The sequence below is a fragment of the Enterobacter sp. 120016 genome (assembly GCF_018383635.1).
Taxonomy (GTDB): Bacteria; Pseudomonadota; Gammaproteobacteria; order Enterobacterales; family Enterobacteriaceae; genus Enterobacter; species Enterobacter asburiae_D.
Map to the genome: position 1 here is coordinate 159,802 of NZ_JAHAWC010000006.1, position 24,266 is coordinate 184,067.

At 57.9% G+C, this 24,266-nt stretch carries 21 protein-coding genes; 11 read left to right on the top strand and 10 right to left on the bottom strand.

Annotated elements, in window-relative coordinates; genetic code table 11:
• Positions 1–4: 4 nt before the first annotated feature.
• Entirely contained in the window at positions 5–2,419 is a 2,415-nt protein-coding gene (gene ybbP / locus KIF87_RS11335; RefSeq protein WP_213328793.1) for a putative ABC transporter permease subunit YbbP, read from the bottom strand.
• Complete coding sequence (gene ybbA / locus KIF87_RS11340) at positions 2,416–3,102, bottom strand: putative ABC transporter ATP-binding protein YbbA (protein WP_032642011.1); 687 nt, start codon at positions 3,100–3,102, stop codon at positions 2,416–2,418. Before ybbA ends, ybbP begins: the two co-directional genes overlap by 4 nt.
• On the opposite strand from ybbA, the gene tesA reads away from it, so the two are divergent.
• Genes tesA through KIF87_RS11355 form a run of 3 tightly spaced genes read left to right on the top strand, consistent with a single transcriptional unit; the run spans position 3,073 to position 5,408 of the window.
• Entirely contained in the window at positions 3,073–3,696 is a 624-nt protein-coding gene (gene tesA, locus KIF87_RS11345) for a multifunctional acyl-CoA thioesterase I/protease I/lysophospholipase L1 (RefSeq protein WP_213328832.1), read from the top strand. The genes ybbA and tesA overlap by 30 nt on opposite strands.
• 28 nt (positions 3,697–3,724) lie before the next feature.
• Entirely contained in the window at positions 3,725–4,495 is a 771-nt protein-coding gene (locus KIF87_RS11350) for an SDR family oxidoreductase (protein WP_213328794.1), read from the top strand.
• A 58-nt stretch (positions 4,496–4,553) separates the two neighbouring features.
• Positions 4,554–5,408, top strand: a complete 855-nt coding sequence (locus tag KIF87_RS11355; protein ID WP_024906867.1) for a co-chaperone YbbN — start codon at positions 4,554–4,556, stop codon at positions 5,406–5,408.
• Positions 5,409–5,496: 88 nt separating this feature from the next.
• On the opposite strand, the gene fetB is transcribed toward KIF87_RS11355, so the two are convergent.
• The gene (gene fetB, locus KIF87_RS11360; RefSeq protein ID WP_213328795.1) at positions 5,497–6,279 is read right to left on the bottom strand and encodes an iron efflux ABC transporter permease subunit FetB; all 783 of its coding nucleotides are present in this window, start codon (positions 6,277–6,279) and stop codon (positions 5,497–5,499) included.
• Positions 6,272–6,943, bottom strand: a complete 672-nt coding sequence (fetA, locus tag KIF87_RS11365; protein ID WP_213328796.1) for an iron efflux ABC transporter ATP-binding subunit FetA — start codon at positions 6,941–6,943, stop codon at positions 6,272–6,274. The genes fetB and fetA overlap by 8 nt, the downstream gene beginning before the upstream one ends.
• 143 nt (positions 6,944–7,086) lie before the next feature.
• Between fetA and KIF87_RS11370 the strand changes: the two genes are divergently transcribed.
• From KIF87_RS11370 to KIF87_RS11380, 3 genes are read left to right on the top strand one after another with little or no spacing between them, the layout of a single operon-like run.
• The gene (locus KIF87_RS11370; RefSeq protein ID WP_213328797.1) at positions 7,087–7,938 is read left to right on the top strand and encodes a hypothetical protein; all 852 of its coding nucleotides are present in this window, start codon (positions 7,087–7,089) and stop codon (positions 7,936–7,938) included.
• A gap of 43 nt (positions 7,939–7,981) precedes the next feature.
• Positions 7,982–8,896 (top strand): SPFH domain-containing protein, encoded by a 915-nt coding sequence (locus KIF87_RS11375; RefSeq protein ID WP_023310620.1) that lies wholly within the window; start codon positions 7,982–7,984, stop codon positions 8,894–8,896.
• The gene (locus tag KIF87_RS11380) at positions 8,893–9,345 is read left to right on the top strand and encodes an NfeD family protein (RefSeq protein WP_121425561.1); all 453 of its coding nucleotides are present in this window, start codon (positions 8,893–8,895) and stop codon (positions 9,343–9,345) included. Before KIF87_RS11375 ends, KIF87_RS11380 begins: the two co-directional genes overlap by 4 nt.
• Here the strand turns inward: KIF87_RS11380 and cueR are convergent.
• The gene (gene cueR / locus KIF87_RS11385; RefSeq protein ID WP_029741038.1) at positions 9,342–9,752 is read right to left on the bottom strand and encodes a Cu(I)-responsive transcriptional regulator; all 411 of its coding nucleotides are present in this window, start codon (positions 9,750–9,752) and stop codon (positions 9,342–9,344) included. The two genes, KIF87_RS11380 and cueR, sit on opposite strands and share 4 nt — an antisense overlap.
• 108 nt (positions 9,753–9,860) lie before the next feature.
• Here cueR and copA point away from each other — a divergent pair, with 108 nt between their 5' ends.
• The 3 genes from copA (at position 9,861) to ybaK (ending at position 13,883) form a co-directional block, all read left to right on the top strand.
• The gene (gene copA / locus KIF87_RS11390) at positions 9,861–12,359 is read left to right on the top strand and encodes a copper-exporting P-type ATPase CopA (RefSeq protein ID WP_213328798.1); all 2,499 of its coding nucleotides are present in this window, start codon (positions 9,861–9,863) and stop codon (positions 12,357–12,359) included.
• A gap of 50 nt (positions 12,360–12,409) precedes the next feature.
• Positions 12,410–13,204, top strand: coding sequence for a TraB/GumN family protein (locus KIF87_RS11395; RefSeq protein WP_213328799.1), 795 nt, complete (start codon positions 12,410–12,412; stop codon positions 13,202–13,204).
• A 199-nt stretch (positions 13,205–13,403) separates the two neighbouring features.
• Positions 13,404–13,883: a Cys-tRNA(Pro)/Cys-tRNA(Cys) deacylase YbaK gene (ybaK, locus tag KIF87_RS11400; protein WP_045909742.1), complete on the top strand. Its 480-nt coding sequence runs from the start codon at positions 13,404–13,406 to the stop codon at positions 13,881–13,883.
• Between the two features lie 122 nt (positions 13,884–14,005).
• Here ybaK and ushA read toward each other — a convergent pair whose 3' ends face one another.
• On the bottom strand, positions 14,006–15,658 hold the full coding sequence (ushA, locus tag KIF87_RS11405) for a bifunctional UDP-sugar hydrolase/5'-nucleotidase UshA (RefSeq protein ID WP_213328800.1): 1,653 nt from the start codon (positions 15,656–15,658) through the stop codon (positions 14,006–14,008).
• A 169-nt stretch (positions 15,659–15,827) separates the two neighbouring features.
• On the opposite strand from ushA, the gene KIF87_RS11410 reads away from it, so the two are divergent.
• Positions 15,828–17,036, top strand: a complete 1,209-nt coding sequence (locus KIF87_RS11410) for an MFS transporter (RefSeq protein ID WP_213328801.1) — start codon at positions 15,828–15,830, stop codon at positions 17,034–17,036.
• A 229-nt stretch (positions 17,037–17,265) separates the two neighbouring features.
• Entirely contained in the window at positions 17,266–18,942 is a 1,677-nt protein-coding gene (gene ybaL, locus KIF87_RS11415) for a YbaL family putative K(+) efflux transporter (protein WP_121425566.1), read from the top strand.
• Positions 18,943–19,034: 92 nt separating this feature from the next.
• Here the strand turns inward: ybaL and KIF87_RS11420 are convergent, their stop codons facing one another.
• The 4 genes from KIF87_RS11420 to htpG all read right to left on the bottom strand — a co-directional run bounded on the left by KIF87_RS11420 (position 19,035) and on the right by htpG (position 24,202).
• Entirely contained in the window at positions 19,035–20,339 is a 1,305-nt protein-coding gene (locus tag KIF87_RS11420) for an inosine/guanosine kinase (protein WP_213328802.1), read from the bottom strand.
• Positions 20,340–20,401: 62 nt separating this feature from the next.
• Positions 20,402–21,364: a ferrochelatase gene (gene hemH, locus KIF87_RS11425; RefSeq protein ID WP_121425568.1), complete on the bottom strand. Its 963-nt coding sequence runs from the start codon at positions 21,362–21,364 to the stop codon at positions 20,402–20,404.
• Positions 21,365–21,488: 124 nt separating this feature from the next.
• A complete protein-coding gene (gene adk / locus KIF87_RS11430; RefSeq protein ID WP_006809841.1) occupies positions 21,489–22,133 on the bottom strand; it encodes an adenylate kinase in 645 nt (214 codons plus the stop codon).
• A 194-nt stretch (positions 22,134–22,327) separates the two neighbouring features.
• On the bottom strand, positions 22,328–24,202 hold the full coding sequence (gene htpG, locus KIF87_RS11435; protein WP_213328803.1) for a molecular chaperone HtpG: 1,875 nt from the start codon (positions 24,200–24,202) through the stop codon (positions 22,328–22,330).
• Positions 24,203–24,266: the final 64 nt, after the last annotated feature.

Genomic DNA, 24,266 nt, shown 5'->3' on the forward strand with positions numbered 1-24,266 from the left:
TAAATCAACTCGCGAACTGACGGAACAGGGCTTTCCCCTTTAACAGCCGCGTGCCGAGCCAGCCTCCGCAGAGAGAAAGCAGCACCGCGCCACAGAGAGGCAGGATCAACCAGAGGCGCCAGTCAGGCTCCCACGGGAAGTCGAAGACCTTTGTCTGAAGCACCGCCAGCGCCGTCTCTGCGCCAATGGCCGCCACCAGGCCCGCCACCAGCCCCAGCAGCGCAAACTCGCTCCAGAGCGTCATCCGCAGCAGCCGCTTTCCGGCCCCCAGCGTGCGGTAGACCACCAGCTCCTGATGGCGCTGGCGCATGCCCACCTGCACCTGAGCAAGCAGCAACAGCACGCCGCAGATCGTCACCAGCACCACCATCACCTCCAGCGCGCGGCTCACCTGCTCCAGAACCTGCCCTACCTGCTTCAGGATCGCCCCAATATCCAGCAGGCTGACCGTTGGAAACTCCCGGTTTAGCTGGGTCAGCATGCCGTTGCCGTTTTCCCAGCGGAAGCTGGTGAGCCAGCTCTGCGGCTGGCCGTCCAGCGCGCCAGGCGGGAAGATAAAGAAGAAGTTTGGCCGCAGGCTTTCCCAGTCCACTTTACGCAGGCTGGTGACTTTGGCGCTGAAGTCTTGGGTATCGCCGGTAAAGGTCACGCTGTCCCCGAGCTTCACGTTCAGGCGCGTCGCCAGCCCCTCCTCCATCGACACTTCCCCCGCTTTTGGCGGCCAGGTGCCAGCGGTTATCGGGTTGTGGTCAGGGCGTTTCTCCTGCCAGGTCAGGTTCAACTCGCGGTTCAGCGACTCGTCCTTGTTCCCCTCCGTTGGCTGACCGTTGATCTGCGTCAGACGCGCGCGAACGATAGGATAGAACGACTCAGGGATAATGTGATGCTCAGACAGGAAGCCCTTCAGCGGCGTGACCTGTTCTGGGGCAATGTTGATCAGGAAATAGTTCGGGCTTTCCGGCGGAAGATGCTGCTGCCAGCGATCGAGCAGATCGCCGCGCAGCACTAAAAGCAGCGCCAGCAGCATAAACGACAGCGAAAAGGCCGACAGCTGGCTGAGCGTTGACCACGGCTGATGCAGCAGGCGGTTGACCGCCAGGCGCACGGGCAGAGATTTTACCGTCAGCCTCTTCAGGACGTTGAGCAGTATCCAGCCCAGCACACCGCACAGCAGCGCCAGCACAACCGCCCCGGCCAGTACCGCCCACAGCAGCGTGCTGCCCCCCATCAGCCACGCCAGCAGTCCCACCGCCACCGCAATAATCACCGGAAGGTAGAACTTCAGCGGCCAGACGTTCGCCACCACATCGTTGCGGAGCACGCGCAGCGGCTGCGTCGCGAGCAGCAGGCGGTACGGGCGTAGCCCTACCAGCAGCGAAATCACCGTCATCGCGCCGATTGCCCATAGCCACGGCCAGAGGCTGGCCGGCGGCAATGCGGCCGGGAGCACCGGTTTGAGCATCACCATCAGCAGTTTTTCAAACAGCAGCCCGATTATTCCGCCAGTAATCGCAGAGAGGGCCAGCAGCATCAGCCACTGGCCGACGATCAGCTTGCGCAGCTGCGCCCTGCCCGCCCCCAGAGTTTTGAGGATCGCCACCAGGTCGTAGCGGCTGCGGCAGTAGTGCCCCATCGCCACGGCAACCGCCGCCACTGCCAGCAGCAGGGTCAACAATGCCGACAGCAGCAGGAACTGCTGAGAACGCTCGAGAGATTTACCGAGTGCCCCTTCGTCCTGCTCCAGCCCGTACCAGCGGTGTTCCGGTTTTAACTGCGGCAGAAGCCATTTTTCATACGCGTCAAGCTGGGCAGGCGTACCGCCAAACTTGTAGCGCCAGGTGACGCGGCTGCCCGGCTGCACCGCATGGGTTGCCGCGACATCCGCGGTGTTCATCAGCAGGCGGGGCGCAAGCTGGAAGGGGTTAAAACCGCCGTCGGGCTCCTGCACCACTTCCCCGGCAATTTTGAGGGTGGCGTCGCCGACGTCGATACTGTCGCCTGGTTTCAGGTTCAGAAGCGCCATCAGTCGTGATGCCAGCAGCACCGTACCAGGCGTCGGCTTTAACCCCGGCGGGCTGGTTTGTAAGGCACCGTACATCGGGTAGATGTCATCCACGGCCTTCACGCTGGCAAGCTGCGGCGTGTCGCCCGCAAAGGTCATGGTCTGGAAGGTTATCTGCTCCCCCACCTTCAGCCCTTCTTTGCGCGCTTCTTCAATCCAGCCCGACGGTACCGGGCGGGAGCTTTGCAGCGTCCTGTCCCCCGCCATAAACTCCCGGCTCTGCTGGCTAAGCCCTTTTTCCATGCGGTCGCTGACGCTGCCGAGCGCCAGCACGCAGGCCACCGCCAGGCTGAGCGCCAGCCAGACAATCAGCAGCGAGGGGGAACGCCACTCGCGCCAGAACCAGCGGGTAATCATGCCTCCTCCTGAAGAATACCGTTGACCAGCCGCAGGCGACGGTCGCAGCGAGCGGCGAGCTGAGGATCGTGGGTCACGAGGATCAGCGTGGTGCCGTGCTCGCGGTTGAGCGAAAACAGCAGGTCGGCAATCCTGTCTCCGGTTTTACGGTCAAGGTTACCGGTGGGCTCATCGGCAAACAGAACTTCGGGACGGCCGTTGAACGCCCGCGCCAGCGCCACGCGCTGCTGCTCGCCGCCGGAAAGCTGCGCGGGAAGATGGTCGAGACGTTTCCCCAGACCGAGCTGTTCCAGCAACGCCTTCGCATGCGTGCGGCTTTCACGGCTATTTTCACCGCGCAACAGCGCCGGGAGTTCAACGTTTTCCAGCGCGTTCAGGGTCGGGATCAGCATGAAGGACTGGAAGACAAAACCAACGTGACGCGCGCGCAGCGCGGCCCGCGCCTCTTCATCAAGCTGATGCAGCGGCTGTCCGACAAGGTGGACCTCGCCGCTGCTGCCGTCGTCCAGGCCGGCTAAAATCGCCAGCAGCGTGGACTTACCGGAACCGGATTCGCCAATCAGCGCGATGGTTTCAGCGCGTTTGACAACGAGTTCAACTCCAGTAAGGATGGAAAGCTCGTGTTCCCCCTGACCGACGGACTTCTTAAGATGATGAACTTCAACACTGTTTTCCGCTGGCATTTGCCCTTCCTGTTTTTGATTCTGATGACCTTCCGCGCGGCGGCAGCGGACACGTTACTGGTTTTCGGCGACAGCCTGAGCGCAGGCTATCGCATGGCGGCCAGCGCGGCCTGGCCCGCCCTGCTCAATGACAAATGGCAGAGCAAAACCGCTGTAATCAACGCCAGCATCAGCGGTGATACCTCGCAGCAGGGCCTGTCGCGCCTGCCTGCGCTGCTCAAACAGCACCAGCCGCGCTGGGTGCTGGTGGAGCTTGGCGGTAATGATGGACTGCGCGGTTTCCAGCCTCAGCAAACCGAGCAAACGCTGCGCACCATTTTGCAGGACATCAAGGCGGAAAACGCTCAACCGCTGCTGATGCAAATTCGCCTGCCCGCCAACTACGGTCGTCGGTATAATGAGGCCTTTAGCGCGATCTACCCTAAGCTTGCCAAAGAGTTTGATATTCCGCTGCTGCCATTTTTCATGGAAGAGGTCTATCTCAAACCCCAGTGGATGCAAGACGACGGGATCCACCCCAATCGCGATGCGCAGCCGTTTATTGCCGACTGGATGGCAACGCGGCTGGCTCCTTTAGTTAAACATGACTCCTGATTAAGCGGAGATCCTGACAGGTAAAGTTATGCAAAAATCGGTCTTAATTACAGGATGTTCCAGTGGAATCGGCCTGGAAAGCGCGCTCGAACTGAAGCGCCAGGGTTTTCGGGTTCTGGCGGCCTGTCGCAAACCCGACGATGTCGAACGCATGAACGGGCTGGGCTTTACCGGCGTGCTGCTGGATATGGACTCGCCGGAGAGCGTTGAACGCGCCGCCGATGAAGTGATCGCGCTGACCGACAATCGTCTGTACGGGCTCTTTAACAATGCCGGCTACGGCGTGTATGGCCCGCTGGATACGCTCTCCCGCGAAACGCTGGAGAAACAGTTTTCGACCAATTTCTTCGGCGTGCATCAGCTCACCATGCGTCTGCTCCCCGCGATGCTGCCCCACGGTGAAGGGCGCATCGTGATGACATCGTCAGTGATGGGGCTGATTTCCACCCCGGGCCGCGGCGCCTACGCCGCCAGCAAATATGCGCTGGAGGCCTGGTCCGACGCCCTGCGCATGGAGCTACGCCACAGCGGGATTAAGGTCAGCCTGATTGAACCCGGCCCGATCCGCACCCGCTTTACCGAAAACGTGAACCAGACGCAGGCGGATAAACCGGTCGAGAACCCCGGCATTGCCGCACGTTTTACCCTCGGTCCAGAAGCGGTTGTGGCCAAAGTGCGCCATGCTTTTGAGAGCGAACATCCCAAAATGCGCTATCCGGTGACGCTGGTCACCCACGCGATAGGCTGGTTAAAACGCCTGCTGCCGGGCCGAATGATGGACAAAATTTTACACGGCTGAGTTGAAGCAACGACGCGCATCCCCATGTAAAGAACAAACCGACAAAAGAGAAAGCCGCATGTCCGTACAGAATATCGTCAATATTACAGAAGCTAACCTGCAACAGACCCTTGAACAGTCGATGACCAAACCGGTGCTGTTCTACTTCTGGTCTGAACGCAGCCAACACTGCCTGCAGCTGACGCCGGTGCTGGAGAGCCTTGCCGCCCAGTACAACGGTCAGTTCATTCTCGCTAAGCTGGACTGCGACGCAGAGCCGATGGTGGCGTCTCAGTTTGGCCTGCGCGCCATTCCTACCGTCTATCTGTTCCAGAACGGACAGCCTGTTGACGGCTTCCAGGGGCCGCAGCCGGAAGAGGCTATTCGCGCCCTGCTGGATAAAGTGCTGCCGCGCGAAGAAGAGCTGAAAGCGCAGGAAGGTATGGCGCTGATGCAGGAAGGCAAATACGACGAGGCGCTGCCGCTGCTCAAAGACGCGTGGCAGCTGTCGAATCAGAACAGCCAGATTGGCCTGCTGCTGGCGGAAACGCAGATCGCCCTGCACCGTTCAGAAGACGCGGAAGCGGTACTCAAAACGGTTCCGCTGCAGGATCAGGACACCCGCTATCAGGGGCTGGTCGCACAAATTGAGCTGCTGAAACAGGCCGCGGACACCCCGGAAATTCAGCAGCTGCAGCAGCAGGTCGCCGACAACCCGGCCGACGCCGCGCTGGCAAGCCAGCTGGCGCTGCAGCTGCATCAGGTGGGCCGTAACGAAGAGGCGCTGGAGCTGCTGTTCAGCCATCTGCAAAAAGACCTCGCCGCCGCAGACGGTCAGGCGCGCAAGATGTTCCAGGAGATCCTGGCCGCGCTGGGCACCGGAGACGCGCTGGCGTCGAAGTATCGTCGCCAGCTGTACGCGTTGCTCTACTAACAAAAAAATGCCCGGTGGCGGCTTCGCCTTACCGGGCCTACAAAAGCACGAATCGTAGGCCGGGCAAACGCAGTGCCGCCCGGCACAATCACCGCACGTTTTTCAACTGCGTCACCACCAGCTGGTGGCGCGCGTTGTAGAACTTCCGATAGGTCAGGTAGCAGGCAATGATGGTTGACAGGCTTGCCGTGGAGAGCAGCATAAACGTCACCATGATCTGATACTTAATCGCTTTTACCGGATCGATACCGGCAAAAATCAGCCCCGACATCATGCCCGGCAGGCTCACCAGCCCCACCGTTTTGGCTGAATCTACCGTTGGGATCAGCGATGAGCGAATGCTCTCACGAATCAGCCGCGCCGAGGCTACCTTAGGCGTCGCCCCCAGGCTTAATTTCTCCTGCAGCTGCTGCTGTTCACTGCTGAATCGCTGGCCGAGATTGTTATAACACAGCCCAACGGCCACCATGGCGTTCCCCGCAATCATCCCCGAGATGGGGATAACCTGCATCGGCGTAAACGTAATCGAGCCGGAGAGCACCAGCACCGCCAGGGTGAGCGCCGTCCCGGTGGTAATGGCGATAAACGACGAGATAAACGCCTTATCAATGTATTTACTGCGCTTTTTCGCATTCCACGCCGCGTTGAAACAGATAAAGAGCACCATCAGCAGCGTCAGCACCGCGTGGTTGACGTTGAAGATATACTTCAGCACATAGCCAACGATGATGAGCTGAATCACCGCGCGGCAGATACTCCACACTATATCTTTTTCCAGCCCCAGCTTTTCCCGGTAGCTGACCACAATCGCAATCAACACCAGCACCATCGAAAACGCCAGCGATTCATTGGTAATGTTATGTTCACCCACGGTTTGCCTCCTGCATTTTCCCGCCGTGCGGCTGAAGCGTAATCACGTCATCCGCATGGGTAATTTCGTTAGCGTCGTGCGTCACCCACAGCACGGCAATATTCTGCTCGCGGGCGTAGCGATGAATAATCTCGTTGACGTTGCGTTTGTTGGCGTCATCGAGCGCGCTGGTAATTTCGTCCAGCAAAAGCACCTTCGGTAAAAACTGAAGATTACGGATCAGCGAGACGCGCTGCTTTTCTCCCCCCGACAGCGCAGTGACAGATTTGGTTAACGTCTCCTGCGCCAGGCCAAAGCGGGCCAGATCGCCGATAAATTTTTCCGGCTCCGGCGTTTTATTGCGGATTTGCCATGGGAAAATCAGGTTGTCGTAGACCGTGTCGCCAAAAAGCGCGGGGGTTTGCACGCAGTAGGAGACCTGCTGGCGATAACTTTCCGGGGACAGTGTTGCGATATCCTCTCCTTCAAACAGAATGGTTCCCTCCGTCGGGCTGAGGAGGGAGGCCACAATCTTCAGCAGCGTGCTTTTACCGCAGCCTGAGGGGCCCGTGATGAGTTTAAACTCGCCCGGCGACAGGCTAAATCCGACGTGCTGAAGAATAATGTTTTCCCCGACACGAAATCCGATATCCCTGAGTTCTAATCGTTTTTTGTTGTCGTTCATTGCGCTTCCGTTAACCGCTTCGTGTAATAACCGTCTGTAGCATAATCCTTTCGTCCGCACAGAGCGAATAGCCTCACGCTTAAGCAAGTGTTAAACTTTTTGTTTGTTATTTGTCACCACCATCACTACAGGAAGTATGCGACATGGCACATATCTTTTATGAGTTTCCTTCCCTGAAGCCTGGTGTTCCTGATGTCGAAACATTAATGGAAGTCATCAAATCGTCGGAACTCACGCGTTTTGTCATTGGTGCAGAGGTGGTGGATTTTGTTAAGAAGGCGCTTATCGTGAACACCACGATCGGCAGTTTCAAAAATTGCTATTTCGCCTTCGACAACGGGACACACTTCCTGGAATTTGACGGCAAGGGAAAATCAAAACGCTTCAATGAGGTACCCGACTGGTTTATCTCTCCGGCTGAATTTTCCCGTACCCAGTGGCTTATCAACCACAGTCTTGCGGATGTAAAGGCTACCCGGTTCATTGACGTGCTGATGTCCTACCCGCTGAAAGAGCGCCGCGCGCACTGTAATTTGTTATTCGGGCTGGAGCTGGAAAAGGTGCATGCGGTTCCGGCCGCAGCGTCAGCCGCAGGGAAAATCGGCAATAAAAACGGTAAAACGACCAAACCGCGCGTGACCGATCTGGGATCGTTTGAATTGTTCAGCCAGTTCTTTGCACGCATGAAAACCGCCGTGCTGGCCGACGAGTTCCCCACCCTGCAGGTTCTGACGGGCATGGATAATCTGACAAAAGCGCCGCATAATTTAAAGCAAGGTATCAGAACATGGTTCAAAGCCATCGCGGGCGACCTTCCACCGAATAACAAACGCGTAGAAGCGGGGAATGCCGTTCTGTTCTGCGCTCCTGTCCGCGAACAGATCCAGCGTATTGAAGCGCTGGGGCTGGAGAAGTACTACCAGGGATTATCCAAAGCCATTGCCGAAGCGGGTGATGGATTCATCTCTGACTTTACCTATACTTACGAGCAATAAACACACACATCTCTCGTCACAGCATGCAAAACAGGAGGTTTTTATGCTTATCGTTGTTCCTGTCCTTATTTTTGTTGCGCTGGTTATTGTGGGCGCAGGCGTCAAAATTGTCCCTCAGGGTTATCAGTGGACCGTTGAGCGTTTCGGTCGATACACCAACACGCTCCAGCCGGGCTTAAGCCTGATTGTTCCTTTCATGGACAGAATCGGTCGCAAGATCAACATGATGGAGCAGGTGCTGGACATTCCTTCTCAGGAGATCATCTCCAAGGATAACGCCAACGTCACCATCGACGCCGTCTGCTTTATTCAGGTGATTGACGCGCCGAAAGCGGCGTATGAAGTCAGCAACCTGGAGCTGGCAATCGTCAACCTGACGATGACCAACATCCGTACCGTGCTCGGCTCGATGGAGCTGGACGAGATGCTTTCCCAGCGCGACAGCATCAATACCCGCCTGCTGCACATCGTCGACGAGGCAACGAACCCGTGGGGGATCAAGGTCACCCGTATCGAGATCCGCGACGTGCGCCCACCGGCGGAGCTGATCGCCTCCATGAACGCCCAGATGAAGGCAGAGCGAACCAAGCGCGCCTACATTCTGGAAGCCGAAGGGGTGCGTCAGGCGGAGATCCTCAAAGCGGAAGGGGAAAAACAGTCGCAGATCCTGAAAGCGGAAGGCGATCGTCAGTCCGCATTTTTACAGGCGGAAGCGCGTGAACGTTCGGCAGAAGCGGAAGCCCGTGCGACGCAGATGGTCTCCGAGGCGATTGCCGCCGGTGATATCCAGGCCGTGAACTACTTTGTCGCGCAAAAATATACCGACGCGCTAAAACAGATCGGCTCTGCGAACAACAGCAAGGTGGTGATGATGCCGCTGGAGGCCAGCAGCCTGATGGGCTCTATCGCCGGTATTGCCGAGCTGATCAAAGACAGCGGAAACGAGCGTAAAAAATGATTGAGCTGATTGTTGCACATCCTCACGCCTTCTGGCTAAGCCTCGGTGGCTTATTGCTGGCGGCGGAGATGCTGGGCGGCAACGGCTACCTGCTCTGGAGCGGTGTTGCCGCTGTCATTACTGGCCTTCTGGTCTGGATCCTTCCGCTGGACTGGGCGTGGCAGGGCGCACTGTTTGCCGTGCTCACGCTGGTGGCCGCGTGGCTGTGGTGGCGCTGGCTAAACCGGCGGGTTAAGGAGCAGAAGCCGCTGGACGCGCACCTTAACCAGCGCGGACAGCAGATTGTCGGCAAGCGTTTTACGCTCGACACCGCGCTGGTGAACGGCCGCGGGCACATGCGCGTGGGCGACAGCTCGTGGCCGGTGGTCGCCGACGACGACCTCAGCGCCGGCACGCGGGTTGAGGTCATTGCGGTAGAAGGCATTACCCTGCGGGTGAAAGCCTGCTAAGCAGAAGCCTTACGATGACAGCAGCCGGCAAGATTGTCGATAATCGGGCAGTCGGCGCCGTCATCCCCCGGACAGGATTCCGCGAGCTGCAGCAGCTGTTCGCGCATCGCCTGCAGCTCGATGATGTGGCGTTCGATCTCGGCCACTTTTTCCAGCGTGCGTTTTTTCACGTCGGCGCTGTGACGCTTCGGATCGTTAAACAGGTTAACCAGCTCGCCGCACTCTTCCAGATTAAAACCGACCTGCCTTGCCTGGCGCAGCAGCGTCAGCTCATCAATATGCAGTTTCGTATAGCTGCGGTAGCCGTTTTCGCTGCGCAGCGGTGGCGTCACCAGCCCCTTCTCTTCATAAAAGCGGATTGCCTTGCTGGTTAAGCCGGTTTTTTTTGCCACGTCACTGATATTCACATTTCCCCCTTGACCTTCCCCTTGATGGAAGGTTTAACCTTCATAACAGTTAGCGAAAAGCGTTACTCCGGTCAACTACTGACCAGTTCATTATACGGGAGTTTTGTTATGTCTCACACTATCGACCTGACGCTGGACGGCCTCTCATGCGGCCACTGTGTCAAACGCGTTAAAGAAAGCCTGGAACAGCGCCCTGACGTTGAAAGCGCTGATGTGACTATCGATCGTGCCGCCGTGACCGGCAGCGCCAGCGCGGATGCGCTAATCGATACCATCAAGCAGGCCGGTTACGGGGCGGAGTTAAGCCACCCAAAGGCTAAACCGCTGGCAGAGTCATCATCCCCGTCGGAAGCGCTGACAGCGGCCACTCCTGAGCTTCCGGCAGCTGATGATATTGACGACAGCCAACAGCTGCTGATCAACGGCATGAGCTGCGCCAGCTGCGTCTCCCGGGTACAAAACGCCTTGCAGGCGGTACCGGGCGTCGCGCAGGCACGGGTCAACCTTGCGGAGCGTACTGCGCTGGTGATGGGCAGTGCCTCCGCCGCAGATTTAGTGCAGGCCGTTGAGAAAGCGGGCTACGGGGCGGAGGCCATCGAAGATGATGCCGAGCGCCGCGAGCGCCAGCAGGAAACGGCTATCGCCACCATGAAACGCTTCCGCTGGCAGGCGATTGTCGCTCTGCTGGTCGGGGTGCCGGTCATGGTGTGGGGGATGATCGGCGACAACATGATGGTCACCGACGACAACCGCACGCTGTGGCTGGTGATTGGTGTCATTACCCTGGGCGTGATGATCTTCGCGGGCGGCCATTTCTATACCAGCGCCTGGAAGAGCCTGAAAAACCGCACCGCGACGATGGATACGCTGGTGGCGCTCGGTACCGGCGCGGCGTGGCTCTATTCGATGAGCGTAAACGTCTGGCCCCAGTGGTTCCCGATGGAGGCGCGCCATCTCTACTATGAAGCGAGCGCGATGATTATCGGCCTGATTAACCTGGGCCATATGCTGGAAGCCCGCGCCCGCCAGCGCTCCTCGAAAGCGCTGGAAAGATTGCTTGATTTAACCCCGCCGACGGCCCGCGTGGTCACGGACGAAGGGGAAAAAAGCGTCCCGCTGGCGGAAGTTCAGCCCGGCATGACGCTGCGCCTGACGACGGGCGATCGCGTTCCCGTTGACGGTAAGATAACCCAGGGCGAAGCCTGGCTGGATGAAGCGATGCTGACCGGCGAGCCTATCCCTCAGCAGAAATCAGACGGCGACGCCGTTCATGCCGGTACGGTGGTGCAGGACGGCAGCGTGCTGTTTACCGCCAGCGCCGTCGGCAGCCACACGACGCTGTCGCGTATCATCCGCATGGTGCGCCAGGCGCAGAGCAGCAAGCCGGAAATTGGCCAGCTTGCCGACAGAATCTCGGCCATTTTTGTGCCGGTGGTGGTCGGTATTGCCCTGCTGAGCGCGGCTATCTGGTATTTCTTCGGCCCCGCACCGCAGATTGTTTACACCCTGGTGATCGCCACCACGGTGCTGATCATCGCCTGTCCTTGCGCCCTTGGCCTGGCGACCCCAATGTCGATTATCTCCGGCGTAGGCCGCGCGGCCGAATTTGGCGTACTGGTACGGGATGCAGACGCGCTGCAGCGGGCCAGCACCCTCGACACGCTAGTGTTTGATAAAACCGGCACGCTGACCGAAGGCAAACCGCAGGTGGTGGCCGTCACTACCGCAGGCATTGCGCAAGAGGACGCGCTGCGTCTCGCCGCCGTGCTGGAGCAAGGTTCCAGCCATCCGCTGGCGCGCGCTATCCTCGATAAAGCAAATGCTTCTGCCCTGCCTCAGGTCAGCAATTTCCGCACCCTGCGCGGGCTCGGCGTCAGCGGTGAAGCAGAAGGCCACGCGCTGCTGCTGGGCAACCAGGCATTGCTCAATGAAAACGGTATTGATACCACCGCGCTGGAAAGCGAGCTAAAAGCGCAGGCGTCTCAGGGCGCCACGCCGGTTCTGCTGGCGGTGGATGGCAAAGCCGCCGCGCTGCTGGCCGTGCGCGATCCGCTTCGCCAGGACAGCGTGGACGCCCTGCTGCGCCTGCACCGCGCCGGCTACCGTCTGGTGATGCTGACCGGGGACAATCCGACAACGGCAAACGCCATCGCGAAAGAAGCCGGAATTGATGAGGTGATTGCAGGCGTACTGCCGGACGGTAAAGCGGACGCCATCAAGAAATTGCAAAGTCAGGGTCGCCAGGTGGCGATGGTCGGCGACGGCATCAACGATGCCCCGGCGCTGGCCCAGGCGGACGTGGGGATTGCCATGGGCGGCGGGAGCGATGTCGCCATTGAAACCGCTGCTATTACGCTGATGCGCCATAGCCTGATGGGGGTTGCCGACGCGCTGGCCATTTCAAAAGCCACGCTGCGCAACATGAAGCAGAACCTGCTGGGGGCATTTATCTATAACTCGCTCGGTATCCCGATCGCGGCCGGTATTTTGTGGCCGCTGACCGGCACGCTGCTTAATCCGGTGGTCGCGGGCGCGGCGATGGCGCTCTCCTCCATTACCGTGGTGAGCAACGCCAACCGGCTGCTGCGCTTTAAACCGAAGGATTGAACCTTGTACCCGTACGCGCTAGCATGAACTTTTCCATTCATGGAGCGCGTATGGGTCTGTTTAATCGTATAAAAGCATCGTTTCGCGCCCTCTTTCCTCGCCGTTACGCCTGGCCCGGTCTGGATATCTCTCTTCCCGGCGGGCAACACCTGCACCTGGTCGGCAGCATCCATATGGGTACGCAGGATATGTCTCCCCTGCCACCCGGCCTGATAAAACTGCTGAAACGCGCCGACGCGCTGGTCGTTGAGGCGGACATTTCGGGTCAGGAGTCACCGTTTGCCGGGCTCGAGAGCGATCTCACCCTGGCGGAACGTCTGGATGATGCCCAGCTTGCGGAACTGACGCGCGTCGCGGATGAAACCGGCGTGTCGCTCTCCATGATTGACACCCTGCCGCTCTGGCAAATTGCGATGGTGCTGCAGGCCACGCAGGCCCAGCGTCTGGGACTGCGCGGTGACTACGGCATTGATTACCAGTTGCTGAACGTGGCAAGGGCGCGCAGCCTGCCCATCATCGAGCTGGAAGGGACGGACAGCCAGATTGCGCTTCTGCGCCAGCTTCCCGACGACGGTCTGATGCTGCTGGATGATACGTTGACCCACTGGCACACCAACGCGCGCCTGCTGCAGACCATGATCGGCTGGTGGCTGGATACGCCGCCAGAGGACGGTAAGCTGGCCTTACCGTCGACGTTCAGCGAATCGCTGTACGACGTGCTGATGAACGCGCGCAACAAAGCCTGGCGGCAGACGCTGCATGCGTTACCTGCGGGGCATTACGTGGTGGCGGTTGGGGCGTTACATTTGTACGGAGAAGGGAATTTGCCGTCACTGTTAAAATAAAAAAATGGCCAATATTTCTATTGGCCCGTCAAAGAGGAATTTCATCGTTTTTATTATGCCGAAGGAGACCTTCGGTTGAGCCGATTGTCGCTCAAAGTGACCATCACTGCCAATACTATTGCGCAAGATGGTGCTATTTTTTAGACAAACGTCAGGCGTATGCTGTTGGCATGATTTGTCTGTCGTAAGAAGGATAGCTATGACTCCCGCCGTTAAATTACTCGAAAAAAACAACATTTCTTTCCGGATCCACACTTACGATCACGATCCGAATGAGACTAACTTTGGTGATGAAGTGGTGCGCAAGCTGGGGCTGAACGCGGACCAGGTTTACAAAACGCTGCTGGTTGCGGTAAACGGTGATATGAAACACCTCGCCGTCGCGGTTACCCCGGTGGCGGGACAGCTGGATCTGAAGAAAGTCGCCAAAGCGCTGGGGGCGAAGAAGGTGGATATGGCGGATCCGATGGTGGCGCAACGCACTACCGGATATCTGGTGGGCGGGATCAGTCCGCTCGGGCAGAAAAAACGCCTGCCGACGCTGATCGACGCGCCTTCACAGGAGTTTGACACCATCTTTATATCAGGCGGCAAACGCGGGCTGGATATCGAGCTGGCGGCGGGCGATCTGGCGAAAATGCTGGACGCGAAGTTTGCGGATATTGCGCGCCGGGAGTAAAAGAAAAAGCCGGGTGGCGGCTACGAGGTAAAAGCAAAACGGTAACAGGCGTTACCGTTTTTTGTGTTCGCGCCCTCTCCCGGTGGGAGAGGGTTGGGGTGAGGGCATCAGGCCGCACACCACTACTGCCAGCTCACCTCACCCTTCGGCTCATACGCATTCACGTCAATCGGCGAATTCTGCTCGATGAACTGCTTCAGCACTTCCGCATCGATAAAGCCGGTATTCACGTATCCCGGTTTGTTATCAATATGCGGATAGCCGTCGCCGCCGGTGGCGTTGAAACTTAAGGTCGCCAGACGGTACGTTTTAGCCGGATCAACCGGTTCGCCTTTGATCTTCAGATCGTTAAGCTTGCCGTCTTTCGCGACGAAGCTGACGTTAGCAAACTGCGGATAGGCCCCGGAATCCGGCTTCATCTGCGCCACGGCGGTCAGGTAGTCAATCACCTCTTTCCCGCTCATGTCCGCATAGACCACCACGTTGCCGAACGGCTGTACCTTCAGGACGTCTTTATAGGTAATGTTTCCACCTTCGATGGAATCACGAATACCGCCGCCGCTCATTACGCCAAAGTCCGCACCGGTACGCGCCATTTGCGCCGCCAGCACCAGGTGGCCCATGTTGGTCTGCACGAAGCGAACTTTACTGCGGTCCCCCTCCAGACGACCGTTCAGCGTGCCGATTTTCACGTCCAGCTGCGCCTTGCCTTTGTTCTGGAACGGCGTCAGCAGAGAGAGCATCTGCTGGTTTTCAGCGATCTCTGGCGTGTAAAGTACGCGCTCACTTTTCCCGTCCGGGTAGGTGACTTTCTTCTTCAGGTTGACCGGGATGAGCTGATAGTGAACCAGCTTCATCTCTCCGTTACGAAACTCGAAATCCGCCCGGCCCACGTATTTTCCCCACTCGTGCGCCTGCACTATCCAGATCCCGTTCTGACGGTCCGGCGCGCACGGCGTGCCCGGAACGTAGTCCACCTGCTTTTTGTTCTCCGAGGCCATGCACACCGGGTCCTGTGAGTGACCACCCACAATCATCGCCAGCGAGCCCGCGGGCAGGCTGCGCGCCATCTCCACGTCGCCGGGAGCATTGGAGCCGTGCTCGCCGTTGTCGTAGTGCCCCATGTGCGTGGTGGCGATAATCACGTCCGGCTTTTCGTTTTGCTGCAGCTCCTGAATCACCAGCTTCGCTTCGTCTGCCGGTTTGCGGAATTCGATATCGGTAAAGAACTCGGGGTTACCAATTTTCGCCGTATCGTCGGTGGTTAAGCCGATGACCGCGATCTTCAGATCCTGACGCTTAAACAGCGCCCACGGCTTAAACAGGCGTTCGCCGGTGCTTTTCTGGTAAATATTGGCGGAGAGGAAGGGGAATTTGGCCCATTTTTCCTGCTGACGCAGCACGGTCAGGGGATTATCAAACTCATGGTTACCCACGGCCATCGCGTCGTAGCCAATCAGGTTCATGCCGCGAAAATCAGGTTCCGCGTCCTGTAAATCGGATTCCGGCACGCCGGTATTGATATCGCCCCCCGACAGCAGCAGCACGCTGCCACCCTGGGCCGCCACCTCTTTGCGGATGCCGTCCACCAGCGTTTTTTGTGCCGACAGGCCATATTCGCCGTATTCACTGCGCCAGAAATGACCGTGGTGATCGTTGGTATGCAGAATGGTGATTCTATAGGTTTTATCTTTTTCATACGCCTGCGCGGGCAGGCTTACCAGGCCCCATGCGGCGATGAGCGCCAGCGCGACGCCCCGCTTCATTAACTTCATCTTCTCTCTCCCTGACCAATAGACAAAGGCAAAAATTACAGTGACTAACAAGAATAGACAAATAAGTTTTCAGAATTGCGACTTTCTTCAAATGTCCCGGGCGGGTATGTTAGTCGGATAATAATTACACCCTGCATCTCTAATAACTAAAGACGTGGTACTTCTCTCTATGGCAATCAGTGAATCAACCCAGCCCGTTCCGGGCGCACCGGCGTCGCGCACCTCCTTTAAAGTCTTAGGCGCAATCAGTCTCTCGCACCTGCTCAACGATATGATCCAGTCGTTGATTCTGGCCATTTATCCGCTGCTGCAGTCCGAGTTTTCGTTAACTTTTGTGCAGATAGGGATGATCACCCTGACCTTCCAGCTGGCTTCCTCACTGCTGCAGCCGGTGGTGGGCTACTGGACGGATAAATACCCGATGCCGTGGTCGCTGCCGATCGGCATGTGCTTTACCTTAAGCGGGCTGGTGCTGCTGGCCATGGCGGGGAGTTTTGAAGCGGTGTTGGTTGCCGCCGCGCTGGTGGGCACCGGGTCGTCCGTCTTCCATCCGGAGTCCTCGCGCGTGGCGCGTATGGCTTCAGGGGGGCGTCACGGGCTGGCGCAGTCCCTCTTCCAGGTGGGCGGCAACTTTGGTAGCTCTCTCGGCCCGCTGCTGGCCGCGGTGATTATTGCCCCTTACGGTAAAGGCAACGTGGCATGGTTTGTGCTGGCCGCGCTGCTGGCGATTATCGTGCTGGCGCAGATCAGCCGCTGGTATGCCGCTCAGCATCGCGTGAACAAAGGGAAACCTAAAGCGAAGGTTATCAATCCCCTGCCGCGAAATAAGGTTATCCTGGCCGTCTCTGTGCTGCTGGTGCTGATTTTCTCGAAATACTTCTATATGGCGAGCATCAGCAGCTATTACACCTTTTATCTGATGCAAAAATTCGGATTATCGGTACAGAATGCGCAGATCCACCTGTTTGCCTTCCTGTTCGCCGTTGCGGCCGGTACGGTCATTGGCGGGCCTGTGGGGGATAAGATTGGGCGTAAATATGTCATTTGGGGCTCTATCATCGGCGTGGCACCGTTTACCCTTATTTTGCCCTACGCGAGCCTTGAATGGACGGGGATTTTAACCGTGATTATTGGTTTTATCCTCGCTTCCGCCTTTTCCGCCATTCTGGTTTATGCCCAGGAGCTGCTGCCTGGCCGTATCGGTATGGTTTCCGGACTCTTTTTCGGTTTCGCCTTCGGCATGGGAGGGCTTGGCGCAGCGGTGTTGGGGATGGTTGCGGATCACACCAGCATCTTCCTGGTTTATAAAATCTGCGCTTTCCTGCCGCTTCTTGGGATGTTAACCATATTCCTGCCTGATAACCGTCATAAAGCCTGAATTACGGGTAGCCAAAGTTTGACTTTGGCTACCTGATACCCTGATGCCATAAGGGTTTCTTCTTCATCCCCTCGCTGAATTTATCAAAATGCGCTTTTTTACGTGCATATTGCTGTTTTATTCAAACTTCAACAATTATTCATAAACATAAGGGTAAAAATTGTCATAAACTATTACTCGGTTTTTTGGTTTTCGCCAAAAAGGAACACCCACAACGAAAGGAGACGGAATGCACCACGCCACACCGCTTATCACCACCATTGTTGGTGGACTTGTGCTCGCTTTTATCCTCGGCATGATTGCCAATAAACTGCGTATTTCTCCTCTTGTCGGCTATCTGTTAGCGGGTGTACTGGCGGGACCGTTTACGCCAGGCTTCGTGGCGGATACCAAACTGGCCCCTGAGCTGGCGGAATTGGGCGTGATTCTGCTGATGTTTGGCGTTGGCCTGCACTTCTCCCTGAAGGATTTGATGGCGGTAAAGTCGATTGCCATACCGGGAGCGATCGCCCAGATAGGGGTGGCGACGCTGCTGGGGATGGCGCTTTCGGCGGTGCTGGGCTGGTCGTTAATGACCGGTATCGTTTTTGGGCTGTGTCTCTCAACCGCCAGTACCGTGGTGCTGCTGCGCGCGCTTGAAGAGAGACAGCTAATAGACAGCCAGCGCGGACAAATCGCGATCGGCTGGCTGATTGTGGAAGATCTGGTGATGGTACTGACGCTGGTGCTGCTGCCTGCCGTCGCCGGGATGATGGAAAAAGACAACGTCGGCTTTGCCTCGCTGGCGCTGGATATGGGCATCACCATCGGTAAGGTGGTGGCGTTTATCGCCATCATGATGCTGGTGGGCCGCCGTCTGGTACCGTGGATCATGTCCCGCAGCGCGGCAACCGGCTCGCGCGAGCTGTTTACCCTCTCCGTGCTGGCGCTGGCGCTGGGTATCGCGTTTGGTGCCGTTGAGCTGTTTGATGTCTCCTTTGCCCTGGGCGCGTTCTTCGCCGGTATGGTGCTGAACGAGTCCGAGCTGAGCCACCGCGCGGCGCACGATACTCTGCCGCTGCGCGACGCCTTCGCCGTGCTGTTCTTCGTCTCCGTCGGGATGCTGTTTGATCCGATGGTTCTGATTCACCAGCCGCTGGCCGTGCTGGGCACGCTGGCGATCATCATCTTTGGCAAGTCGCTCGCCGCCTTCTTCCTGGTGCGGATGTTTGGCCACTCCCCGCGTACGGCGCTAACCATCGCCGCCAGCCTGGCGCAGATCGGTGAGTTCGCCTTTATTCTGGCCGGTCTGGGCATGGCCCTGAACCTTCTGCCGCAGGCGGGGCAAAACCTGGTGCTGGCGGGGGCGATCCTGTCGATTATGCTGAACCCGGTGCTGTTTGCCCTGCTGGAAAAATACCTCGATAAAACCGAAACGCTGGAAGAACAGACGCTCGAAGAGGCCATCGAAGAAGAGAAGCAGATCCCGGTGGATATTTGCAATCACGCCCTGCTGGTCGGCTTTGGCCGCGTGGGCAGCCTGCTCGGTGAGAAGCTGATGGCGCAGGGGATTCCGCTGGTGGTGATTGAGACCTCACGCACCCGCGTCGACGAGCTGCGCGAGCGCGGTATTCGTGCGGTGCTGGGCAATGCGGCAAACGAAGAGATCATGAATCTGGCGCATCTGGACTGCGCGCGCTGGCTGCTGCTGACCATCCCTAACGGCTATGAAGCTGGTGAGATTGTAGCTTCGGCGCGCGAGAAGTGCCCAACGATTGAGATTATCGCCCGGGCGCATTATGACGACGAGGTGGAGTACATTACCGAGCGCGGTGCGAATAAGGTGGTAATGGGCGAACGCGAGATTGCGAATACCATGCTGACGCTGCTGGAGAAACCGCCGGTTGAAGAGGCTGTGACGGGTTAATTTGGTGCGGCCTGATGCCCTCACCCTAACCCTCTCCCACAGGGAGAGGGAACAAACACTAAAAACGGCAACCACAGGTTGCCGTTTTGCTTTTACCTGTCCCAGTACGCCTCTTCGAGGCTGTCTTCCCGTTCCGGCAGCCCACGCGTTAAGCGCGGAGAGTGCTGGTTCAGCACCTGATAGCTCACGCGGTTGGCATATTTACACACCTGCGCCAGCGACGAATAGGTCAGCCAGCTGAACTTGTGCTTGCTGGAGTTCGGCACGTTGGTTTTGTGGTAGGCGTTAGCGGTGATGTCGTGCAGCAGCGCGGCCAGCGCGCCGTCGCCCGCACCGTTGGTGTTCATGATCTTCTCCGGCCCGCCCATATAAGGCGCGATGTGGGAGTAGATACGCAGCGGGTTGGTGCAGTCTTTATGGCGCATGCCGCGGCTGAACTCGTACTGGTTGAACTCGGCAATCGCACCGGGCAGCAGCGGGTGCTGGGTTTTGCGCTTGCTCTCTTCTTCCGTGAAGCCCGCCATGTACAGTCCCACCGGGCCGGCGGTGCAGAGCACCAGATCTACCCAGTCCAGCGCTTTATCGGACGCCAGCAGCGGATCGCTTTCGCCGGTCAGCGCTTCAGCCTCTTCTTCGTTCATCGCCAGAATCGAGACGTGCTCTTTCAGGAAGGCCTGCCACCACTCCGGGTTATCGGCGATAACGAATTTGGTCCCCAGCGTCAGAACGACCGGCACATCGTACTTCTTCGCGTACTCAATCGCCTTCATGGTGGCGTCCGGCATAGGCTCGCCCGGCTTACAGCGCACCAGATACGACGTCAGCACTAGCGCCGAGGCGCCCGCGATCACCTCTTCAGGAATACTCTCGGCGCGCAGCTTGTTCATGTGGCCAGGGCTGATGGCAAAGGTACGCTCGCCGGACTCACCGATCAGCGTAAAGCAGCGGCCAATCGGCCCGTCAACGCCCTGCAGGTAGTTCAGATCGGTACGGCTGGAAGTGTTGCAGAGATAGCGGTAGGCATAGCCACCGATTTCGATATTGCTGCACATCACGCCGAGCAGCACCGAGCGGTCGTCTGCCAGGACGGAGTAGTTGTGCATGGTATTGCCGATGGTGCCACCGGCAAACTGATGGGTAATCAGGTTTTCGCGCACCAGCTCCTGATACAGCGCTTCGGCAACGTCGTCTTCAATGACCAGCGAATGCCCGGCGCTCAGACCGTAACGCGCAACAAACGCATCATCCACTTTGGCTTCAATATCCACCAGCGTCTGATCGATACCCACCACCCATGCGGCACTGGTTTCATTTTCAGGCTGGATTTGCTGCAGGAGCGGATCGCGAGCGTTAACGGGGAAGTAGTGTTTTGATTTACGTTTACCGGGAAATTTCATGGTCTGAACTGTGCAAGGAATCGAAGCCGGGAATGGTAGCACAAACCCGGCCTCAAGCGCGATCAGCGGCTTTTCGTCACCAGCGAGACCATCATGTCGATATGCTCAGGGGAGTCGTTAAGCGCCGGAATGTACTCGTACTTTTCGCCGCCAGCTTCCAGGAAAAATTCCCGGTTTTGTACCGCGATCTCCTCCAGCGTTTCCAGACAGTCGGCCGAGAAGCCCGGCGACATCACCTGAATGTGCTTCACGCCCTTCTCGCCCAGCATTTTGAGGGTTTCATCGGTGTACGGCGTCAGCCACGGCTCGCGGCCGAAGCGCGACTGGAAGGTCATCATCACCTTCTCCGGCGGCAGGCCAAGAGCGGAGACCAGCTCGCGCGTGGTATCGCGGCAGCGCTGCGGGTAATCATCCCCTTCGTTGGCGAAACGCTGCGGGATCCCGTGATAGGAGAGCAGCAGCAGATCCGGCTCGCCGTGCTTTTCAAACGATGCGCGCGCGCTGTTGGCAAGCGCCTGGATGTAGAGATCGTTATCCGCGTAGTCGCGAATAAAGGTGACGCCCGGAATGCGTCGGCGGGTCGCCAGAATGCGGGCCAGCTCGTCCCAGACGGCGGCCACCGTCGAGCAGGAATACTGTGGGTAGAGCGCCAGCACAACGATGTGGTCCACGCCCTGCGCCAGCAGTGATTCCACCGCGCTTTTCAGGGACGGTTTTCCGTAGCTCATGCCGAGCGCGACGGGCATATCCGGCAGGCGGGCGGCCAGCGCTTTTTCCTGGCGACGGCTGTAAACCATCAGCGGCGAGCCCTCTTCCATCCAGACGGACTGATAGAGTTTGGCGACGCGCGGAGAACGAATCGGCAGAATGACGCCACGCAGCAGCGGCCACCACAGCAGTCTCGGGAAATCCACGACGCGCGTGTCGCTTAAAAATTGTCGCAGGTAGCGTTTTACCGCGTCTGATGTAGGTGCTTCTGGAGTGCCCAGATTGGCAAGCAGGATGCCGGTTTTCGCCTGACTCATTCACGCCTCTTAACCATTTGATAGGTTGTCAATTGTAGCGGAAATGCGTTTAAACGAAACCCATTGCTGTAATAGGTAAGATGAGAATATTTCTCACCCGGGAGCCCGGGTGAGAGGCGCGCGATTAGCCGAGGATTTTTTCCAGCTCTGCACGTACGTCAGCCACGGCTTTGGTGCCGTCAACTTTCGCGTATTTGGTGTTACCCGCCTGCGCTTCTTTGGTGTAGTAGCCGATCAGCGGCGCGGTCATCTGATGGTATTCCACCAGGCGTTTACGCACGGTCTCTTCCTGATCGTCTTTACGGGTGGTCAGCTCTTCGCCGGTCACGTCGTCTTTACCTTCAACCTTAGGTGGGTTGAATTTAATGTGGTAAACGCGGCCAGAAGCAGCGTGTACGCGACGACCAACGATACGGTCAACGATCAGCTCGTCCGGCACGTCGAACTCCAGAACGTAGTCCACGTTGATGCCCGCTTCTTTCATGGCGTCAGCCTGAGGAATGGTGCGTGGGAAGCCGTCCAGCAGGAAACCGTTACGGCAGTCTTCCTGAGCAATGCGCTCTTTGACCAGAGCAATAACCAGCTCGTCGGTCACCAGCTTGCCTGCGTCCATGATGTCTTTCGCTTGTTTACCCAGCTCGGAGCCAGATTTAACAGCGGCGCGCAGCATGTCACCGGTGGAGATTTGCGGAATACCGTATTTCTCCATGATGAACTGAGCCTGAGTTCCTTTACCCGCGCCCGGAGCGCCAAGCAGAATAATACGCATTGCGAAAATCCCCTCAAAAGTCGTTTCAATTTTTCAAAAGCGCTAAACAATACCACCAGAACGGGCATCGCTCAAGGAAGGCGGGAAGGCTGAAACGGTTAACGGGGGGAGATTATTTGGGAGGGTGCGGTCTGGTGCCCTCACCCCGGCCCTCTCCCACGGGAGAGGGAGAAGACCAGGGGAGGCGCGGTCAATTACGCCAGCAGCAGCGCATTCACACGTTTAATGAACAGGTTAGGATCTTCCAGCGTGCCGCGCTCGGCCAGCAGGGACTGATCCAGCAGCAGTTCAACCCACTCGGCAAAGCGAGCGTCGTCCTGGGTATCCGCCGCGCGTTTCACCAGCGGATGATCCGGATTAAGCTCAAAGATATATTTCACTTCCGGCATCGCCTGGCCCGCCGCCGCGAACAGTTTCGCCATCTGGGTGCCCATTTCGTCGGCATCGGTGGTGACAATAGCCGGAGTATCGGTCAGACGGTGCGTGAAGCGCACCTCTTTCACGCGCTCGCCCAGCAGGGTTTTCACGCGCTCAACGAACGGCTCCAGCGCCTTCTCGGCTTCTTTCGCGCTTTCGTCCACTTCATCCGCAAGCTTGTCGATGGACTCGTCGGCTTTGGCGACAGACTGGAAGGATTTACCGTCGAACTCGGTCAGGTAGTTCATCATCCACTCGTCGATGCGGTCAGAAAGCAGCAGCACTTCGATGCCTTTCTTACGCAGCAGCTCCAGGTGCGGGCTGCTCTTCGCCGCCGCGTAGCTGTCGGCGGTGATGTAGTAGATCTTCTCCTGCCCTTCCTTCATGCGGGAGACGTACTCTTCCAGCGACACGGTCTGCGCGGAGGAGTCGGTATGCGTAGAGGCGAAGCGCAGCAGCTTGGCGATGGTTTCGACGTTCGCGGTGTCTTCTGCCGGGCCTTCTTTCAGCACCAGGCCGAACTGTTTCCAGAAGGTCTGATATTTTTCCGCATCGTCTTTCGCCAGTTTTTCCAGCATCTGCAGCGCACGTTTGGTCAGGGCGTTGCGCAGGTTACGGGTGACGGTGCTGTCCTGCAGAATTTCACGCGAGACGTTGAGCGGCAGATCGTTGGAATCTATCAGACCGCGCACAAAGCGCAGGTAGTTCGGCATGAACTGCTCGGCGTCGTCCATGATGAACACGCGCTGCACGTACAGCTTCAGGCCGTGCTTGTGATCGCGGTTCCACATGTCCCACGGCGCCTGTGCCGGGATGTACAGCAGGCTGGTGTACTCCTGCTTCCCTTCCACACGGTTGTGGCTCCAGGTCAGCGGGTCGGTAAAGTCGTGGGCGATATGCTTGTAGAACTCGTTGTACTCGTCGTCTTTAATTTCAGACTTGTTGCGCGTCCACAGCGCCTGCGCCTTGTTGATCTTCTCCCAGGAAACCACGGTTTCGCCGTCTTTCTCTTCCTGTTTTTCAATCTCTACCGGCAGGGCGATGTGATCGGAATATTTACTGATGATGGAGCGCACGCGCCAGTCATTCAGGAAATCGTCTTCGCCTTCGCGCAGGTGCAGGGTGATTTCGGTCCCGCGATCCGCCTTGGTGATGTCACCAACGGTGTATTCGCCTTCCCCTTTGGATTCCCACAGCACGCCGTTCTCGGCGCTGTCGCCTGCCGCACGGGTACGGACGGTAACTTTGTCGGCCACGATGAACGCCGAGTAGAAACCGACGCCGAACTGGCCGATGAGCTGGCTGTCTTTCGCCTGGTCAGAGCCCATGGACTCGAGGAACGCTTTGGTGCCGGATTTGGCGATGGTGCCGAGGTGGTCGATCACCTCGTCGCGGTTCATCCCGATGCCGTTATCGGCGATGGTCAGGGTGCGGTTCTCTTTATTGAACGAGACGCGCACGCGCAGCTCGCCGTCGCCTTCGTACAGGTCCGGGTTGGACAGCGCGCGGAAGCGCAGCTTGTCCGCCGCGTCCGAGGCGTTGGAAATCAGCTCACGCAGGAAAATTTCTTTGTTGGAATACAGGGAATGGATCATCAGGTGCAGAAGCTGTTTTACTTCTGACTGGAAACCACGGGTTTCTTGTCCTTTCATCTAAGTCGACCTCAACAATGCCATTTAATGGGGTTGTAAAACGTTGAGTGAGAGATGGGGATAA

Excerpts from the sequence above, each read along its gene's own strand:
- ybbP (WP_213328793.1), bottom strand. The coding sequence starts at position 2,419 with ATGATTACCCGCTGGTTCTGGCGCGAGTGGCGTTCCCCCTCGCTGCTG.
- tesA (WP_213328832.1), top strand. The coding sequence starts at position 3,073 with ATGAACTTCAACACTGTTTTCCGCTGGCATTTGCCCTTCCTGTTTTTG.
- ybbA (WP_032642011.1), bottom strand. The coding sequence starts at position 3,102 with ATGCCAGCGGAAAACAGTGTTGAAGTTCATCATCTTAAGAAGTCCGTC.
- KIF87_RS11350 (WP_213328794.1), top strand. The coding sequence starts at position 3,725 with ATGCAAAAATCGGTCTTAATTACAGGATGTTCCAGTGGAATCGGCCTG.
- KIF87_RS11355 (WP_024906867.1), top strand. The coding sequence starts at position 4,554 with ATGTCCGTACAGAATATCGTCAATATTACAGAAGCTAACCTGCAACAG.
- fetA (WP_213328796.1), bottom strand. The coding sequence starts at position 6,943 with ATGAACGACAACAAAAAACGATTAGAACTCAGGGATATCGGATTTCGT.
- KIF87_RS11370 (WP_213328797.1), top strand. The coding sequence starts at position 7,087 with ATGGCACATATCTTTTATGAGTTTCCTTCCCTGAAGCCTGGTGTTCCT.
- KIF87_RS11375 (WP_023310620.1), top strand. The coding sequence starts at position 7,982 with ATGCTTATCGTTGTTCCTGTCCTTATTTTTGTTGCGCTGGTTATTGTG.
- KIF87_RS11380 (WP_121425561.1), top strand. The coding sequence starts at position 8,893 with ATGATTGAGCTGATTGTTGCACATCCTCACGCCTTCTGGCTAAGCCTC.
- copA (WP_213328798.1), top strand. The coding sequence starts at position 9,861 with ATGTCTCACACTATCGACCTGACGCTGGACGGCCTCTCATGCGGCCAC.
- KIF87_RS11395 (WP_213328799.1), top strand. The coding sequence starts at position 12,410 with ATGGGTCTGTTTAATCGTATAAAAGCATCGTTTCGCGCCCTCTTTCCT.
- ybaK (WP_045909742.1), top strand. The coding sequence starts at position 13,404 with ATGACTCCCGCCGTTAAATTACTCGAAAAAAACAACATTTCTTTCCGG.
- ushA (WP_213328800.1), bottom strand. The coding sequence starts at position 15,658 with ATGAAGTTAATGAAGCGGGGCGTCGCGCTGGCGCTCATCGCCGCATGG.
- KIF87_RS11410 (WP_213328801.1), top strand. The coding sequence starts at position 15,828 with ATGGCAATCAGTGAATCAACCCAGCCCGTTCCGGGCGCACCGGCGTCG.
- ybaL (WP_121425566.1), top strand. The coding sequence starts at position 17,266 with ATGCACCACGCCACACCGCTTATCACCACCATTGTTGGTGGACTTGTG.
- KIF87_RS11420 (WP_213328802.1), bottom strand. The coding sequence starts at position 20,339 with ATGAAATTTCCCGGTAAACGTAAATCAAAACACTACTTCCCCGTTAAC.
- hemH (WP_121425568.1), bottom strand. The coding sequence starts at position 21,364 with ATGAGTCAGGCGAAAACCGGCATCCTGCTTGCCAATCTGGGCACTCCA.
- adk (WP_006809841.1), bottom strand. The coding sequence starts at position 22,133 with ATGCGTATTATTCTGCTTGGCGCTCCGGGCGCGGGTAAAGGAACTCAG.
- htpG (WP_213328803.1), bottom strand. The coding sequence starts at position 24,202 with ATGAAAGGACAAGAAACCCGTGGTTTCCAGTCAGAAGTAAAACAGCTT.